This window comes from Pseudoalteromonas sp. MEBiC 03607, from assembly GCF_004792295.1.
Classification (GTDB): domain Bacteria; phylum Pseudomonadota; class Gammaproteobacteria; order Enterobacterales; family Alteromonadaceae; genus Pseudoalteromonas; species Pseudoalteromonas lipolytica_C.
The window spans coordinates 2,186,242-2,201,509 of record NZ_SRRY01000001.1 but is presented as its reverse complement, the minus strand read 5'-3'; the positions used below and the strand labels follow the sequence as shown (position 1 = coordinate 2,201,509).

General features: G+C 39.0%; 14 protein-coding genes. 13 read left to right on the top strand and 1 reads right to left on the bottom strand.

Translation table 11 applies throughout. The annotated features are described in order from the left end of the window. Positions 1 to 53: 53 nt before the first annotated feature. The 7 genes from E5N72_RS20725 to E5N72_RS10065 all read left to right on the top strand — a co-directional run bounded on the left by E5N72_RS20725 (position 54) and on the right by E5N72_RS10065 (position 6,137). Positions 54 to 1,814 carry a hypothetical protein gene (locus E5N72_RS20725; RefSeq protein ID WP_240704512.1) on the top strand — a complete coding sequence of 587 codons (1,761 nt, stop codon included), beginning with the start codon at positions 54 to 56 and terminating at the stop codon, positions 1,812 to 1,814. 171 nt (positions 1,815 to 1,985) lie between these two features. Then, positions 1,986 to 2,684 carry a response regulator transcription factor gene (locus E5N72_RS10090; protein WP_135924322.1) on the top strand — a complete coding sequence of 233 codons (699 nt, stop codon included), beginning with the start codon at positions 1,986 to 1,988 and terminating at the stop codon, positions 2,682 to 2,684. Next, complete coding sequence (locus tag E5N72_RS10085) at positions 2,677 to 3,579, top strand: histidine kinase dimerization/phospho-acceptor domain-containing protein (protein WP_135924321.1); 903 nt, start codon at positions 2,677 to 2,679, stop codon at positions 3,577 to 3,579. Before E5N72_RS10090 ends, E5N72_RS10085 begins: the two co-directional genes overlap by 8 nt. A gap of 8 nt (positions 3,580 to 3,587) precedes the next feature. After that, positions 3,588 to 4,028, top strand: coding sequence for an ATP-binding protein (locus E5N72_RS10080; protein ID WP_135924320.1), 441 nt, complete (start codon positions 3,588 to 3,590; stop codon positions 4,026 to 4,028). A 95-nt stretch (positions 4,029 to 4,123) separates the two neighbouring features. Next, positions 4,124 to 4,822 (top strand): transporter substrate-binding domain-containing protein, encoded by a 699-nt coding sequence (locus E5N72_RS10075; protein WP_135924319.1) that lies wholly within the window; start codon positions 4,124 to 4,126, stop codon positions 4,820 to 4,822. Positions 4,823 to 4,947: 125 nt separating this feature from the next. Further along, positions 4,948 to 5,424 (top strand): hypothetical protein, encoded by a 477-nt coding sequence (locus tag E5N72_RS10070; protein ID WP_135924318.1) that lies wholly within the window; start codon positions 4,948 to 4,950, stop codon positions 5,422 to 5,424. Positions 5,425 to 5,477: 53 nt separating this feature from the next. Next, a complete protein-coding gene (locus E5N72_RS10065; protein WP_135924317.1) occupies positions 5,478 to 6,137 on the top strand; it encodes a hypothetical protein in 660 nt (219 codons plus the stop codon). 349 nt (positions 6,138 to 6,486) lie between these two features. Here E5N72_RS10065 and E5N72_RS10060 read toward each other — a convergent pair whose 3' ends face one another. Continuing rightward, positions 6,487 to 7,464 (bottom strand): catalase family peroxidase, encoded by a 978-nt coding sequence (locus E5N72_RS10060; protein WP_135924316.1) that lies wholly within the window; start codon positions 7,462 to 7,464, stop codon positions 6,487 to 6,489. Positions 7,465 to 7,754: 290 nt separating this feature from the next. On the opposite strand from E5N72_RS10060, the gene E5N72_RS10055 reads away from it, so the two are divergent. The 6 genes from E5N72_RS10055 (at position 7,755) to E5N72_RS10030 (ending at position 15,254) form a co-directional block, all read left to right on the top strand. Further along, positions 7,755 to 8,153 carry a biopolymer transporter ExbD gene (locus E5N72_RS10055; protein WP_055021032.1) on the top strand — a complete coding sequence of 133 codons (399 nt, stop codon included), beginning with the start codon at positions 7,755 to 7,757 and terminating at the stop codon, positions 8,151 to 8,153. 139 nt (positions 8,154 to 8,292) lie between these two features. Further along, positions 8,293 to 11,106 carry a TonB-dependent receptor gene (locus E5N72_RS10050; protein WP_135924315.1) on the top strand — a complete coding sequence of 938 codons (2,814 nt, stop codon included), beginning with the start codon at positions 8,293 to 8,295 and terminating at the stop codon, positions 11,104 to 11,106. A 48-nt stretch (positions 11,107 to 11,154) separates the two neighbouring features. Further along, positions 11,155 to 12,468, top strand: coding sequence for a DUF5690 family protein (locus E5N72_RS10045; protein ID WP_135924314.1), 1,314 nt, complete (start codon positions 11,155 to 11,157; stop codon positions 12,466 to 12,468). An 11-nt stretch (positions 12,469 to 12,479) separates the two neighbouring features. Beyond that, positions 12,480 to 13,289, top strand: coding sequence for a phosphonoacetaldehyde hydrolase (gene phnX / locus E5N72_RS10040; RefSeq protein ID WP_135924313.1), 810 nt, complete (start codon positions 12,480 to 12,482; stop codon positions 13,287 to 13,289). Beyond that, positions 13,289 to 14,683, top strand: coding sequence for an FAD-dependent oxidoreductase (locus tag E5N72_RS10035; RefSeq protein ID WP_135924312.1), 1,395 nt, complete (start codon positions 13,289 to 13,291; stop codon positions 14,681 to 14,683). The genes phnX and E5N72_RS10035 overlap by 1 nt, the downstream gene beginning before the upstream one ends. A 10-nt stretch (positions 14,684 to 14,693) precedes the next feature. Then, positions 14,694 to 15,254 (top strand): HD domain-containing protein, encoded by a 561-nt coding sequence (locus tag E5N72_RS10030; protein WP_135924311.1) that lies wholly within the window; start codon positions 14,694 to 14,696, stop codon positions 15,252 to 15,254. Positions 15,255 to 15,268: the final 14 nt, after the last annotated feature.

Below are 15,268 nucleotides of genomic sequence, written 5' to 3'. Positions count from 1 at the left end.
TAAAGCGTTGTTACTGATTTATTGATAATATATTCCAATACATTAGGTACTTTATGAAACGTAATAATCTAGTTAAGATCACTGCTTTGTCCGCGTTCTTGCTCAATGGCTGTGGCTCTAACAGCTCAGATAAAAACACCACAAACGAATCCATAGCTGATCAGAAAAGTAAATTCAAATCTGAATGCACTGTTCTTCCAAGTGACTTAACCCCTTTAACTTTCCAGGTAAAAAATGAGAAGGTTGAAGTCAATGGCGTAAGCTGTGATGCTTCACCTGAAGCATTTAACCTAATGTACAAATCAAATCCACAAGTTAAGAATCTATATTTGGGTGATATTGAAGGCTCAGTTGATGATACTGCCAACCTTGAATTAGGCAAGTTAATTAGAAAGCTAGGTTTAGACACTACAGTCGACGAAAAAAGTCATATAACATCCGGTGGAGTTGACCTATTTGCTTCTGGTGTAAAGCGTAACTGGTCTTCAGGTGCAAAAATAGGCGTTCATTCTTGGAGTGATGGTACTAAGGATGGCAGTAGCTACCCTAAAGACGCTACATCTCATAACATGTATATCGAGTTTTATAAGAAAATGGGGATTTCTCCTGACTTTTATTGGTTTACTTTAAATGCAGCTTCTTCAAACGGTATGCACTATATGACCGATGATGAAGTAGCAAATTATTTATTAAAATCAGTAAGTGATGAAAGCAGCTCAATTAATGCAATCCCTAAAGAACTCGCCAAAACATATACCCCAGCTCTCGGTTTTGATAAGTACGCTTATGTCTCAACGCCAAATGGAGGAAAGATAAACATCATTGCACAAGACAAAATTAATGAAAGCCAATTAATGCGGTCTAAAGCAATCCTTGAGCATTTCTTGAGAAATTTTGAAGGCTCTAAATATGGGGCAGACAAATCAATGATCGCAAACAAGATGGCTGAAAATAATGCAATATTGATGCTGTTAAACGGTCAAGATGATGGCAAAAATCCCGCGAAAGAACTTGCTGGACAGCCGCTTTACCAAAATGAGATTCAAGTAGAAGGTCATGAGTGGTACTTCAAGCAAGATTACACTCACAGAGATGCAGCCTATGAGGAAATATTACATTTAGTTCATGACTATGGGATTGGTGTTGATAAGAACCCAACTTTTATTGGTGCTGCTAAAGACTTCCAAACTGAAATAAGGCTCGCTCAAGAAAACGCCATTGCCGACAAATTATGGGGCAGAGGAGATGAAAACCAAGCATGGCTAGATGAACTCAGAGGCGAGAACAGTCTTTCTCAAGAATACCTTGCAGCCGTCATAGATTCTTATTATGGACTATGGGGAGCATGGCAAGCTCCTAAAAAAGAGGGTGAGGGTAGCATGTGGGGAATTTACGCAGCAAAAACACGTGATGATATAAAAACAAAAGACACAAGCGGCTGGAATTTGATGGGTCAATTCTTTCACCCGTATTTAACCTATAACGCTCAAATACATGATAGTTTCAAAGGTGACTTTAGCTTAAAATTCGACGCTAAAAAGCCATATACAAATCACTCTAGATACTTAAAAGATATTACTCTAACGGGTTCAAATAATGCCAATGTAGTGGTAAATGAGCTTAATAACACGATTGTGGGTAATAGTGGTGACAATACGGTTATATTTTCAGGCGAAGAAGCAAATTATGTCGTCGAAAAAGGTCAAGATGGTTGGTACACAATCACAGATTGTCGAGATAATGGTGATGGTATTGTTAAGGTTAATAACATTGAGAAGCTAAAGTTCCTCTCTACTGAAGTAAACTTAAAGTAATACCTTCAACTTCTGGGGGCTTTGAGAATAAGCTCAAAGCCCTTTTTTAACTTCCACTTAGACTTGTCAAACTCGCATTTGTAAGCCTTTGTAAGCATTTGTAATCTCTCTTTCGAAGCTCTCGCTTATCATCTAAAATATTACTATATATATCATGCATATTTGTTCTTAATGTCTAAACCCTGTGTAATTTTAGTAGAAGACGACCCTGAGATTTCTCGTCTGATGCAAATGTATTTTCTCACTGAAGGCTTCGAGTCAATTGCTGTTGATAATGGTGCTAAGGCACTATCAATAATTAAAGAGAAAACACCTAACTTAGTTTTATTAGATTTAATGCTGCCTGGAATGAGCGGCAGCGATATATGTAGCGAATTGAGAACTTTCTATAATGGACCCATTATTGTATTAACAGCCTGCGATGACGATATGAGCGAAGTGAGTCTACTTAAGCTAGGTGCTGATGACTACATAACCAAACCTGTTAGACCGCATATCTTAATGGCAAGAATCGAAGCAGTCTTTCGCCGCTTCAAACAGTCGCCTCATAGCACTCATAACTCTAACGACGAGCTAAAAATTGGAAGTTTGAGCATAAACCTCAAAATACATCGTGCAACCCTTCATAACGAAGAGCTTCAATTATCGCAAACTGAGTTTGAAATGCTAATACTGCTTGCAAAAAATGCAGGGAGTGTTGTTTCGAGAAAGGAGTGTTGTAAATTACTCAGAGGAATTGAGCTAGGTTATAACGACCGCTCTATTGATATGAGGATTTCAGGACTAAGGAAAAAGCTGAGAGATAATCACCCTCCTTATAAGCTCATACACACAATTCGCAACAAAGGCTATATGATACGCAATGAATAAAATACTTCCCCCCTTATTTGCACGTATCTATATTAGGATTGTTATCGCACTATTCGTTAGTATTCTCACCGTTGTTTATATTGCGAATGACTTCTTAGAAAAAGACGAACTAGATGATTTTTACAAAGATACTAGTTTTGTTTATTCAACCATTCAGGCTGAATGGAAAAAAAGAGGGCAAAAGCCACAAGATTATTTAGACACATTAAGTTTCCCACTACCATACAACCACTTTGATATTTTGTGGCAAAAGCATGATGATACAAATACTTTATGTCAAGACTGCATATATCTAAATTCAATTAGTGGCGTAGATATATATGAAAAAGGGCACGATAACCTAGCGGCAATATTTATGGTCGAAAACATAGGTGCTTTAATCATTTCTGATAGACCCCCACTTATATTTGACGAAAATCACTTAGCTACCCCGTGGTATAAAGATCCTGAAGATATACTTCCACTGGTCTTGTTGCTTGTAATACTTACGGTCCTTGCTATTTTTTTATATCTCCCCATCTTTAAGCTTAAAAAACAAATTGAATACTTAGCAAAAATTAATAAAAGCTTTGGTTCTGGCGATCTCAGTGTTAGAGCAAGCGAGAAGTTGCAACAACCCGTTAAAGAGCTAGCTGTTAACTTTAATACAATGGCAGAGTTGATTGAAAACACAGTAAAAAAAAGCCAAGTTTTTGCGCAAGCTGTACCCCATGAAATGCTAACACCATTGAGTAGGATTCAATTTGCTACAGGTCTTCTAAGAAAAAACTATCAACAAGAAGTAGAGCTAGCACTTTTAGATAATATTGATACTTATATCGATGATCTCAAGGACCTGACAAATAAGGTTGTAATGCTTTCCAGATTAAACAATAATAATTCAAGCAAGCATTAGTTGAAGAAATCAACCTGTTAGCATTCATAAGATCTCGTTTAGCTGTTTTATCACAGCACGGTAGTAAACGTGTAAGCCTCAATTGTAGTGAAAATCACTTTATTAAGTGTAATAGTCTTCATTTAAGACTTGTGCTCGATAATCTAATAACAAATACCCTGAAATATTCTAAAAGCAGAGTTGTTATCAAAGTGGTCGTTGCTCAAGACATTACTTCAATAATCTTTGACAACGATGGTGAATGCATTTCTAAGGAACAGTCTCAATTTGTATTCTTACCTTTCGCTAGGCTAGATGACAGTCGAAGTTCTCAAACAGGTGGTGTTGGGTTAGGTTTAGCCATAGCTAAAGCCGCAGCAGAACAAATGAATGCAAGTTTGGCTTTGAGTGAAAGTGCTTTAGAGGGAACATGTTTTGAAGTAAAACTCCCAAATCAACAAAAGCTTTAATTTAGAAAGTAGTCAATTTTTCTGCACTCTTGTGGTGAAAAGATAAATAACAGCTAAGCTAGATAAAGGCTTCTTTAAACTTTTCCCAGAGGTCAATGATGATAATTTTTCTTGCTCTAGCCTTAATGCTGTTTACAAACTTAGCTCATGCTGATGATGAATACATAGAACTTAAAATTGGCCTGATTGACAATTACCAGCCATTCAGCTACGAAGAAAACGGTCAACCAAAAGGTATATATGTTGAGAAAATAATAAGCATTGGTCATCATCTTCACTTTCAGCCTAAATTTGTTTTTTTACCACTACAGCAAATATTAAAAAAAGTTAAGACTGATAAGCTAGATGGTGTAGCAGGCGTAGTTTATACAGAAGATAGGAGCCCATACCTAAATTACCTTACAGAAAAACCACTTGCCAAGATAAATGTTTCTTTATATACAAAACATATGATCAGCAATGTCGAAGGATTTTTCCTATCGAAACCCATAATTGGTGCGAAAATTGGCTTTAACTTGGGTTCGAATTTAGATAATACTTTAAAAAAATCCAAGATAGAGCTTTATCGCTTTAATAACATGGATGAAGCACTTGAACTTTTAACCAATAATAGACTTCAAGCGATAATACATACTGAAAACGAGGTAGATTTATCTCTTAAATATAGCGATCTAAAACTTTATAAAAGTGATGAAATCCTATCAGAAGAGTCTACTTACCTCGCCTTGTCTAAAAGAGCGCATAAAAAAATATTAGAATTAAAGAAAGCGCCCGACCTGTCAGTTCATGAGTGACTTTTATTCATAAACTTTAAATTAAGTAGTCATTGCAACGGCTTACATTTGCTTACTTAGGCTTACTTAAATATAAGCTCTTTATGTTTATTATCTTAGGGTAATTTTTAATTTGGAGCCTACTCGTGAAATTTTGTTTTATTCCTTTGTTGTTTATTGCTGGTAGCAGCTTTGCTAATGAGTTATCAGCCGAATACCACTTCTTAAATACAGACTTAAATGGCAAAAGTAGCAGCGATGTTGCAGGCGCAGTAAAGGTTAATTATCAAACATCCGTTACAGCAAATTTCAATGTCATAATTTCATTACAAGACTCTTTCAGCATGAGTTTCTTTGATGAGTCATTAGATTTCAAAAAAGCTGACATCGCAGGTCAATATAATTTCTCTATCACTGAACAGTTTTCGTTACGCCCTTATATTGGCGTATCGCACTTGCTTTCAAACAGTAAATTACTCGAAGATAATAAGTGGGGAATTACATATGGTTTAAAAGGTAACTACCAAATTAACAACTGGAATGTTTACTTAGGCTTAGAGAAGTTTAAAGTTTCAGACTTGGATGGTGATTCATTCATTGTCGGTATTGGTTACTCTTTCTGAAGGCCATTCTTGATGATTGAATATTTTAATACTTATAAAAATTTGGAGTACAAGTGAATAAAATTGTTAACAATGCTACCCCACTTTTAAGCTCTATAAGTAAAACTTTAACGCCTGAAAATGCAGTCATTAAGGGAGCAAAAGATTCGGTTCAAGCCATAGATACGGCCAAACTAGGTATGTCTGCAGACAAGCACTTCGATAAAGTACTAAAAAGTATTTATGGAGAAGAAGCTGTTCAAGGGAAATATATCATCTCTGATCATCCATCTGTATATGCCAGAAAAGAAAAGCTGCAAGCAGAGCTCGGATTAGCGATTAAAGATTTTGAGTCTAGGTTTGGTGTATCGTTAAAGGGGGCCAAGTTTGAGCAAAACCGAGACAACAAACGATTCGAGCTCGATGATACAGTTACAGACTCCAAAGTAAGAGAGGCCTTTGAAAACAACTCTCTATTGCAAAATGGGCTATATGCCCTACAAACCATATCAAACTCCATTGGAGCAGGAATTGCCCATAAACAATATCAGAAGCTTTATGAACAAGGCCAAACAGCTCTCGCTGACGATACTCTTAGTAAGATTTCAGACATATTAAATAATGGCAACTTTCTTATTTATAATGGCGATAAAGTCGAACATCAAGGGTTATTAAAAGTACAAGCGATGTACCCCAGAAGTGACAGCGCTGTGACTGGCTATGTTGATTGTTAAATTACAGATAATCATGGAGTATCGATATAGTTACAAGTTATATCGTGAATTAGTCGCTACTTAAACTGGTACACGCTTTTTTAGAAAGTTCGAATATTGTGCAGAATCTTCCTGCTACAACTTATTCCGTCCAAATGTGTTTCAGTGGCTTGTATGAGATTATATTCCTATCCTATAAAAGTGTAACTGAAAGTAATTTACGCGCGCGGCTAAACTCCGATCTAGTTTACGCTGCCTTTTTCTAAACCGTTTATGTCCAAAAACGAGTTTATCCAGCAGTCTGCTTCTGACCCTTACACACCTCAGATTTATTAATTCCTTTTAATCAAACCTGACAGATACTTAAGATTTATTGCCCCGTTAAACGCTTTGCAAATGAAATTGCATAGGCTGTTGAGCGTAATTTAAGTACTTTGTCATCGCTTGGCATAAAGCCTTTAGATAACAGGTTTGGGTCATAATTTGTGAGGTCGCAACCTGATTCACCTGTCGATTCTATGGTGAGCTTTCCTAAATTAATTGTTTTGCGCTCAGTGGGCCAACGAACTGAAGGGTCAGTTAACGCATCACCGGGCTCGGCTAATTCAGCTTGAAAACGATAATGAACCTTCCCTTTCGCTAAATCCTCTTCCAGTCGCTTAGCCAAAAATGATTTAGGGAAGGTTTTCATTTGCTCTTCTGTTAGCACCTGTTCTGGCTCTTCTGGCACCATGGTCCACCTAAAGGCATGCTTAGCGCCCTTTTCATCAACCATGTAAAAGGTATGCACACCAAAATAACGCGAAGACACATACGATGCTGGCGGGTTATGGCTTTGTAGCCAATTAAATTGCCCTAAGGTACTTGGGTTTTGTTCTCTGTATGCTTTTACTTTAGCAAAATCGATTTGCCCTGTTTTTTCGTCAGGTACTAAGGTACTTAGCAAACCAAAAAACGCTTCTGGGCTGTTACCTGCAAATACTGGCGTAGTAAGCCCTGCAATATTATGCACATCACCATTTTCTAGCACAAACTGCACCCCCATTCCACGCGGCGAGCGTGATGTTTCATCAGCATGAGGGTTACCACCGCCCATAGAAAAGCGAATATTTGCTTTTGACGCTGCGTTAAATAAAAGGCTGATTGAATACTGTTTTGCTGCTTGATTAGGTGTAAATGTGCCAACAGCGCACACCCCTTTGGCATGACCTTTTCTGATACCGGGCTGCTTACCTGACAGCTTCTCAAATAAATTAATAAAATCTTGCCCGTTTACTGGTTGCTCAGCAAAACTTGCTGTTGGTAAAACAAGGCACATAGCACAAACTAAAGACTTAATTTTTAGCATTTATCCATCCTTTAAACTTAGCTCCAACAAAAATGACCAGACTAACCTGAAAATCATTTCATCAAAGCTAATAAATATTTTTACCAACAAAAACGCTACAAACATTTAATAAACTTAGAATGTTTATTTAACTACCGTTTTTTTAAAAGCTGCTAACTTTAAATTTAGGATCCTAAAAACTGCTGTGGCGCCCAGCATTTTAAAAATAATCCGTGGTATTAATCACGTCTATGGCTAGTCCACTTAATCGTAACTTTTGTGGCTTGGTCAAAAACAACAAGGACCTAATTATGGTGAAACAACATAAAAAAACCACTGCAAACGCTGATGTAGATATGACCCCTATGCTTGATATTGTGTTTATCTTGCTGATATTTTTTATCGTCACAACCTCATTTGTTAAAGAGCGCGCTATTGAAGTCAATCGCCCTTTAGCAAAACCAAGTCTTGAAAACCCTAAAAAACAAGCGCAATTTACTATTACTGAAAACGACAGTATTTACTTTGCAAACCGGCTTATCACACCAGAGCAAATAATCGCTAATCTCGCGTTATTTGCCGCACAGTTTGAAATGACCAATGTGCAAGTAACAGCAAGTGAGCAAAGTAGCCACAAAACCTTGGTCACCTTGCTTGATAAAATAAAACAATATCAAGATGTGCCAATTTCTATAAGCACGTCTTTATAACTTATCTCAAAGGGTCATTTGACCCTTTTTTAATATTAAAAATAAAAAACCGTCACATCTTTGTAAAAAAGCCTCTCTATTATTGTCTGCAACAAATCTGGTCTAGTCCAGATTAATTTAAAAATAAGAGGCTCAACAGATGATTAAACGACGTACACTCAGCACAGCTGTTTTTTTGTGCAGCTACCCATTTTTATCAGCGCATAGCGCTTTTGCCACTGATGCAAAAATTCAAGGCTCTATCACAGATCATAGTAATCGCTTGCCAGGTGCTTTGGTTAAAGTCGTTGGCACAAATCAATCAACGGTGACTGATTATGATGGTAAGTTTGAGCTTGCTAAATTAGATGCAGGCCGCTACCAACTTGAAGTTTCTTATATGGGTTATCGCAGCCAGATTGTGGATGTTGAGATAAGCAACAATGAAGTTAAATTACTGTCTCCTATTGTGATGGATAATTCAGCTAACACCATTGAAGAAGTCGTTGCTGTTGGTCAAATTCAACGTGGTGAAATGGCTGCGGCCAATAGCCAAAAAAATGCTAAAAATATTAAAAATGTTATTTCGGCTGATGGCATTGGTAAGTTGCCAGACCGTAACGCAGCTGAAGCAGTTCAACGCATCCCTGGTGTTTCTATAGAGCGCGATCAAGGCGAAGGCCGATTTGTTGCTGTTCGCGGCTTACCTGCCCAGTGGAGCTCTGCAACAATCAATGGCAACCGATTACCAACTGCAGAAGAAGAAACCACCAGCCGCGCCACTGCGTTTGACTTTTTCCCGAGTGAGCTTATTGAATTTGTAGAGGTATCAAAAGCATTAACGCCAGAAATGGAGGGAGATGCTATTGGTGGTAACGTTAACTTTATAACCAAAAAAGCACCTGATGATTTTGTATTTAATGCCAATTTAGCACTCGGTCAAAATGAACTAGCTGATGGCAATAACTACTCTGCCAACTTACTTTATGGCGATCGCATCTTAAATGACAAGTTAGGTTTTTTAATTAACGCTACAGCTTGGCAACGCGACTGGGCAACAGATAACTTTGAGCCTCGTAGAGGAAATGATGGTTTAGGAATTTATCGTTTAGAGCTAAGAGATTACACCGGAACTCGTGAAACTTACGGTTTAAATGGTTCTGTTGAATACCAGCTTGAACAAGGCAATATTAGTGCGAGTGCCATGTACGGCACACTAATCGACGATGAAACGCACTATAAGCATCGTATGCGTTTTGATAAAGACCGAGCAGAACTACAACATATAAGAAATGAGCTCATAACAGAAATGACTGGCTTTGAGTTTGCTGGTGAGCATTTCTTTGGTTACGACAAAACATTAAATTGGTCTTTATCTAGCTATGAAAACGAATTTAGGTATGGCAACACGCCTAACAGCGAAGATAACAGTTATTTTGTAGTTCGATTTGACCAAAAAAATGTCGGTTACGAAGGCCTTGAAGACAGAGATACAGGCAAAAACTACGCTTATAACACGATTGATGGTGGCTCAGATCCATGGGACCAAATCAGTACTCACCTACCAAGTGGCTTTTCGTTTGATCCAAGCCAAATGGGCTTATCGTGGGTCGAACTATATAAAATTAAGGTGAATGAAAAAGATAAAATTGTTGCCGCTTTAGACTTTGAGTGGCAGCTCAATAGCGACCTTATTGTTAAAGTAGGTGCAAAATATCGCGATAAAGAACGCGTTGCTAGGTTCAGCGATGAATTTTATGCATGGGATACTGAAAACTATGGCGCAGCCCCTACTCTGAATGATTTTACATTAGCGGACCAACCGGGCCGAAGTGACTATTTAAGCGAGCTTTCTTACGATTATCAAAGTCAGTTTTCGCAAGTTGCAAGTACTGATGACTTAGCAAATTTTTGGAATAACAATAAAGGCAAGTTTGTCCTTGATAAGAGTGAATCTGCTTTAATCGAAAATGGTGGAGCGCTTGGCAGAAACTTTGATGTTAATGAACAACATGCATCTTTATATGGTATGGCAACATATACCATTAACGCTAATTGGGAAATGCTAACAGGTCTTCGTTTAACTCAAACAGACACCGAAGTTGACGGTTATATTTACCTTGCAGATGAAGATAAAGTCGAAAGCGTTAAAGCAAACAATGACTACTTGTCTGTGTTACCTGCATTGCATTTAACCTACCACCCTAACAGCCAAACCAATTATCGACTCGCATTAACTCGCTCTTTTGCTCGTCCTGACTTTGGCTCATTAACTCCAGGGGCGACTTACTTAGAAGCAGACAACGAATTAACTTCTGGTAATCCAAATTTAGAGCCGACTTATTCAGATAATGTCGACTTAATGGCTGAATACTTCTTTGACCGCTTAGGGTTAGTTTCTCTGGGGGTATTTTATAAAGATATTACCGATCCTATTTTTCAAAGTAGCTCTATAGGAGAGTTCGGCAATAACACTGGGGTTAATATTATTCGCCCTGAAAATGGCGATAGCGCATGGCTTGCAGGCCTCGAGGTGGCGTTTAATCGTGATTTAGGTTTTATTACACCTGAACTAGATAACTTTGGCATCATGGCTAATGCGACCTTCATGGATTCAGAAATGACGATTCCTGATCGCGCAGACAAAGTCTCCATTCCTCGCCAAGCAGATAGTCTCTACAACTTTACGGTGTATTACGATAACACACATTTTGCAGCTCGATTAGCCGTTAACTTCAAAGGTGAATACATTGAAGAGCATGGCAGCAGCAAACAATTTGACAGCTATTATGGCGACAATACAAGCGTTGATTTTACGACGTCATATCAGCTTAACGAAAACGCATTAGTCTACCTCGAACTGAATAACTTAACCAACGAGCCTCTTAAATACTACCTAGGCGATGAAAGCCGTCCTCTACAAGTAGAGTACTACGGTGTACGCGGCATGGTTGGCTTTAATTATCAGTTCTAATCAGTTTTTGAGTTGTATGCGGGGCCATTGCCCCGCAAAGGATACCTAATGTTTTCACACCCTAATTGGCTTAAACGTGCCCAAGGAACCGGTTTTGTGTTATTTGCAGCCAGTGCTGCATTTCTCACTTACTTTTCTATGTACGCATTTCGTAAGCCATTCACTGCAAATAGTTACACTGAATTCGACGATCCGAGTTGGCAGGTAAGCTTTAAAATTGCACTGATTTTGGCGCAAGTTTTTGGCTATTTATGCGCTAAATTTATTGGCATAAAAGTTATTTCAGAGATGCAGCATCAGCAACGAGGTTTAACAATTATTGGCCTTATTGCCGCTGCAGAAATATCGCTGGTGTTATTTGCTATCACTCCGATTGGGTTAAATGTTATTTGGCTATTTTTTAATGGCCTTTCACTAGGCATGATTTGGGGACTTGTTTTTAGCTTTCTTGAAGGAAGAAAAACCAGTGAAATTCTAGGCGCAATTTTGAGTGTCACATTTATATTGGCATCAGGGCTTGTTCGCAGTGTAGGCAAATGGCTTATTGATACACTAAATGTACCTGAGCTATGGATGCCTGCAGCGACAGGTGCGCTATTTTTCCCGCTGCTATTGTTTAGTGTTAAATGCTTAACCCTCATTCCAGAACCAACAGCAGAGGACGAACAAGCAAGACAAAAACGCTTACCTATGGATGGCAAAGCCCGTTGGCAATTTTTTAAACAGTATTGGTTTGGTATTAGCTGTCTCATTCTAAGCTTTATGCTTTTTACTGGTTTTCGTGATTTCCGTGACAATTTTGCAGCTGAAATTTGGCAAGCTCTTGGCCATGGTGAAGAACCTGCCATTTTCGCCTACGCGGGGATCAGAATGTCATTTATTGTCCTTATCGCATTAGGTGCGATGGTTTTGGTAAAAAACAACAAAACCGCATTTTATGTCAATCACGGCTTTATTTTATTCGGTGCCGCTTTGTTATTGTCGAGTACCTTTGCTTTTGAAGCTAACTTGATATCCGCAAAAGCGTGGATGGTATTACTTGGTTCAGGTCTCTATATCAGTTACATCCCGTATAACTGTTTTCTATTTGACCGAATGATTTCAGCCGTTGGCTCCGTCGCTAATGCTGGTTTTTTAATTTATCTTGCTGATTCTGCAGGCTACCTTGGCTCTGTCAGTATCTTACTGTACAGAACGCTTGCTATGCCTGAGCTCAGTTGGCTTAACTTCTTTATTAACGCTTGTTACTTAGTTGGCATTGTAGCCGCCGCTTTAGTTGCATGTTCACTGTGTTATTTCACAGTACGTTTGTCCCCTATTCGAACTCATCACTCAAAACAGGTTGTGACCTGTAACAATTAAAAGAGAATCTTATGAAAAACATAGAAGCTATCATTTTAGATTGGGCTGGAACTGTCGTAGATTATGGCTCAGTTGCCCCCACCACCATTTTTGTTGAAGCATTTAAACAAGCTTATGAGTTTGAGATTTCACTTGCAGAAGCGCGTATTCCAATGGGTATGGGAAAATGGGATCACATTGCCACACTTGGAAAGTTGGAGTCAGTTGCTTCACGCTGGCACTCTCAGTTTGGCCGAGCAATGTCAGAAGCAGATATTGATCACATCTATCAAACTTTTATGCCATTGCAAAAAGCAAAAGTAGCAGACAGAGCAATGCCTATTCCTGGTGCGCTTGAAGTGATCAATCGCTTAAAACAGCAAAACATCAAAGTAGGCAGTTGTTCGGGATACCCTCGCCAAGTTATGGAAGTGTTAGTCAGTGCCGCTGCAGACTATGGTTATCAACCGGATCATTGGGTAGCAAGTGACGACATTAAAGCCGGCTCTCGCCCTGGCCCTTGGATGGCTCTTGAAAATGTAAATGCTTTAGGCATTAAAAAAGTCGCTAACTGTATAAAAATTGATGATTCTGCCCCCGGCATCGAAGAAGGTTTGAATGCCGGAATGTGGACAATTGGCCTCGCATTAAGCGGTAATGCTGTCGGCTTAACAGAACAAGAGTGGCAAGCTTGTAGTGCTGAACAAAAGCAGCAACTGACACGTCAAGCTTACCAAAGCTTGTACTCTGCAGGTGCGCATTTCGTGGTTGACTCGCTGGCTGATATTGAAACTGTTTTGATGCAGGTTGATGCCAAGCTAAGCCGAGGGGAGCGCCCATAATGCAGTTTCAACCTTTTTGGTTTGATAACGCAATGCAAGAGGAAGCCTATGCGCTTCCTCTTTCATTACCTACAAAGCACCATTGCGATGTATGTATCATAGGTGGTGGCTTTACTGGTCTTTGGACTGCTATCAAACTCAAGCAGCAACAAGCTAATTTAAAAGTTACCATCATTGAAAAAGGCTTTTGCGGGCAAGGCGCATCAGGGCGAAATGGCGGTGCAATGTTAACTTGGTCAACTAAGTTGCCCAGTTTAAGTAAGTTAGTCGGTCTCGAAAAGGCACTGTTTTTAGTCAAAGAGTCTGAGTCAGCGGTTCATCAAATTGCAGAGTTTGTTCGTCAGCATGGCATCGACTGCGATTGTCGAATTGATGGCTGTTATTACACCGCCTCAAATGAAGCACAAAAGCACTTGTTAGACCCCGCAATAAAAATGCTTGAGGATAACAATCTTAATGCGTGGCAACACTGTGATACTCAAACTCTTATCAACACAGGCTCTGCCGCCAATATTAGCGGCCACTATTCACCTCATGGTGGTAGTATTCAGCCGGCAAAATTAGTTCGTGGTTTAAAACAAGTCGCTGAAAGTTTAGGCGTTACAATTATTGAACAGTGCCAGTACAAAGCACATAGCGGACAGTCCCCTCTAAATGTTGAAACAAGCCAAGGTAATATTTGTGCTAATCATCTAGTATTTGCCGTTAATGCGTGGCTCCCTACCCTAAAACCGCAGTTTCAACGCAATATCGTGCTGGTTTCAAGTGATATGGCAATTACTAAACCGATGCCTGAAACCCTTGCGCATTTAAGTCTCAATCATGGCGCTGCAATAATAGACTCCCGTATTTTTGTAAACTATTACCGCACCACTACTGATGGTCGATTAATGCTAGGCAAAGGCGGAAATTATTTTAGCTTCGCAAACAGAATGAGTGATAAATTTGAGCAATCGAGTCGCTATCAAACGCTATTAAATAACTCTTTAACACGCTTTTTCCCTAAACATAATTTTGAAATAGATCGAACTTGGACAGGCCCTTCTGACCGTAGTGTCACTGGCTTCCCGTTTTTTGGACATTTGAATAATCAAGCAAACGTTATTTACGCTGGGGGCTACTCTGGTAATGGCGTCGTACAGTCTTTTTTAGGGGCAAATATTCTGTCAGCTTTAATTTTAAAAAATGCACCTGTTTGGCAACACTGTGGCCTTGTAAATCAAGCATTAGACAACTTTGTGGTTGAACCATTTCGAACTGTCGGCGCTTACCTAATTCGTAATGCAATTCGTCGTAAAGAACGAGCAGAAGACAATAACACGCATGTAAATCCAATAGATACGTATCTTGCCAGCCTAATAGGCAGTGCAGGAAAAGTTGATATGAAATCGTAGAGCTTTTTAGATGACCATTACACACCAACAAACCATCACACGGATCCGTTATTTATTTGAGCAGTTTGGCTATCAACACTATGACGAAATTTGTACCCAGTATTCTCATGCAGCCCAGTGCGCTGGGCTTGCATTGCGGCAAAAATTAAGCGCCGATACTGTCGTTGCTGCATTTTTACATGATATTGGACATTTAATCGCACAGCAGCAAAATCTCACGATGACCAAGCAAGGATATGTGAATCACTGTGAGCTTGGCGCAATTTTTTTAAAAGAAAATAACTTTAATGATGCTGTCGTTGCCATGGTTTCTCAACATGTTCAAGCTAAACGCTATTTAGTCGCAAAGAATCCAGGTTATGAGCAAACACTTTCGCCTGCCAGTACACTCACCTTGCAACAACAAGGTGGCCCTTTGTCGTTACAACAAGCTAATAAATTTGCAGCTCAGCCATATTTTGAAGAAATCTTACAATTAAGAGAACTTGACGACTGCGCAAAAGATCCAAATATGCACATTGAACCACTTTCTTTTTGGCTAAATTACTTAGATAACTATTTAATTTCATAATCAAACGTTATAAA

Bases quoted from the DNA above. Each gene is read 5' to 3' on its own strand.
- E5N72_RS20725 (WP_240704512.1), top strand. From the start codon at position 54: ATGAAACGTAATAATCTAGTTAAGATCACTGCTTTGTCCGCGTTCTTG.
- E5N72_RS10090 (WP_135924322.1), top strand. From the start codon at position 1,986: ATGTCTAAACCCTGTGTAATTTTAGTAGAAGACGACCCTGAGATTTCT.
- E5N72_RS10085 (WP_135924321.1), top strand. From the start codon at position 2,677: ATGAATAAAATACTTCCCCCCTTATTTGCACGTATCTATATTAGGATT.
- E5N72_RS10075 (WP_135924319.1), top strand. From the start codon at position 4,124: ATGATGATAATTTTTCTTGCTCTAGCCTTAATGCTGTTTACAAACTTA.
- E5N72_RS10060 (WP_135924316.1), bottom strand. From the start codon at position 7,464: ATGCTAAAAATTAAGTCTTTAGTTTGTGCTATGTGCCTTGTTTTACCA.
- E5N72_RS10055 (WP_055021032.1), top strand. From the start codon at position 7,755: ATGGTGAAACAACATAAAAAAACCACTGCAAACGCTGATGTAGATATG.
- E5N72_RS10050 (WP_135924315.1), top strand. From the start codon at position 8,293: ATGATTAAACGACGTACACTCAGCACAGCTGTTTTTTTGTGCAGCTAC.
- E5N72_RS10045 (WP_135924314.1), top strand. From the start codon at position 11,155: ATGTTTTCACACCCTAATTGGCTTAAACGTGCCCAAGGAACCGGTTTT.
- phnX (WP_135924313.1), top strand. From the start codon at position 12,480: ATGAAAAACATAGAAGCTATCATTTTAGATTGGGCTGGAACTGTCGTA.
- E5N72_RS10035 (WP_135924312.1), top strand. From the start codon at position 13,289: ATGCAGTTTCAACCTTTTTGGTTTGATAACGCAATGCAAGAGGAAGCC.
- E5N72_RS10030 (WP_135924311.1), top strand. From the start codon at position 14,694: ATGACCATTACACACCAACAAACCATCACACGGATCCGTTATTTATTT.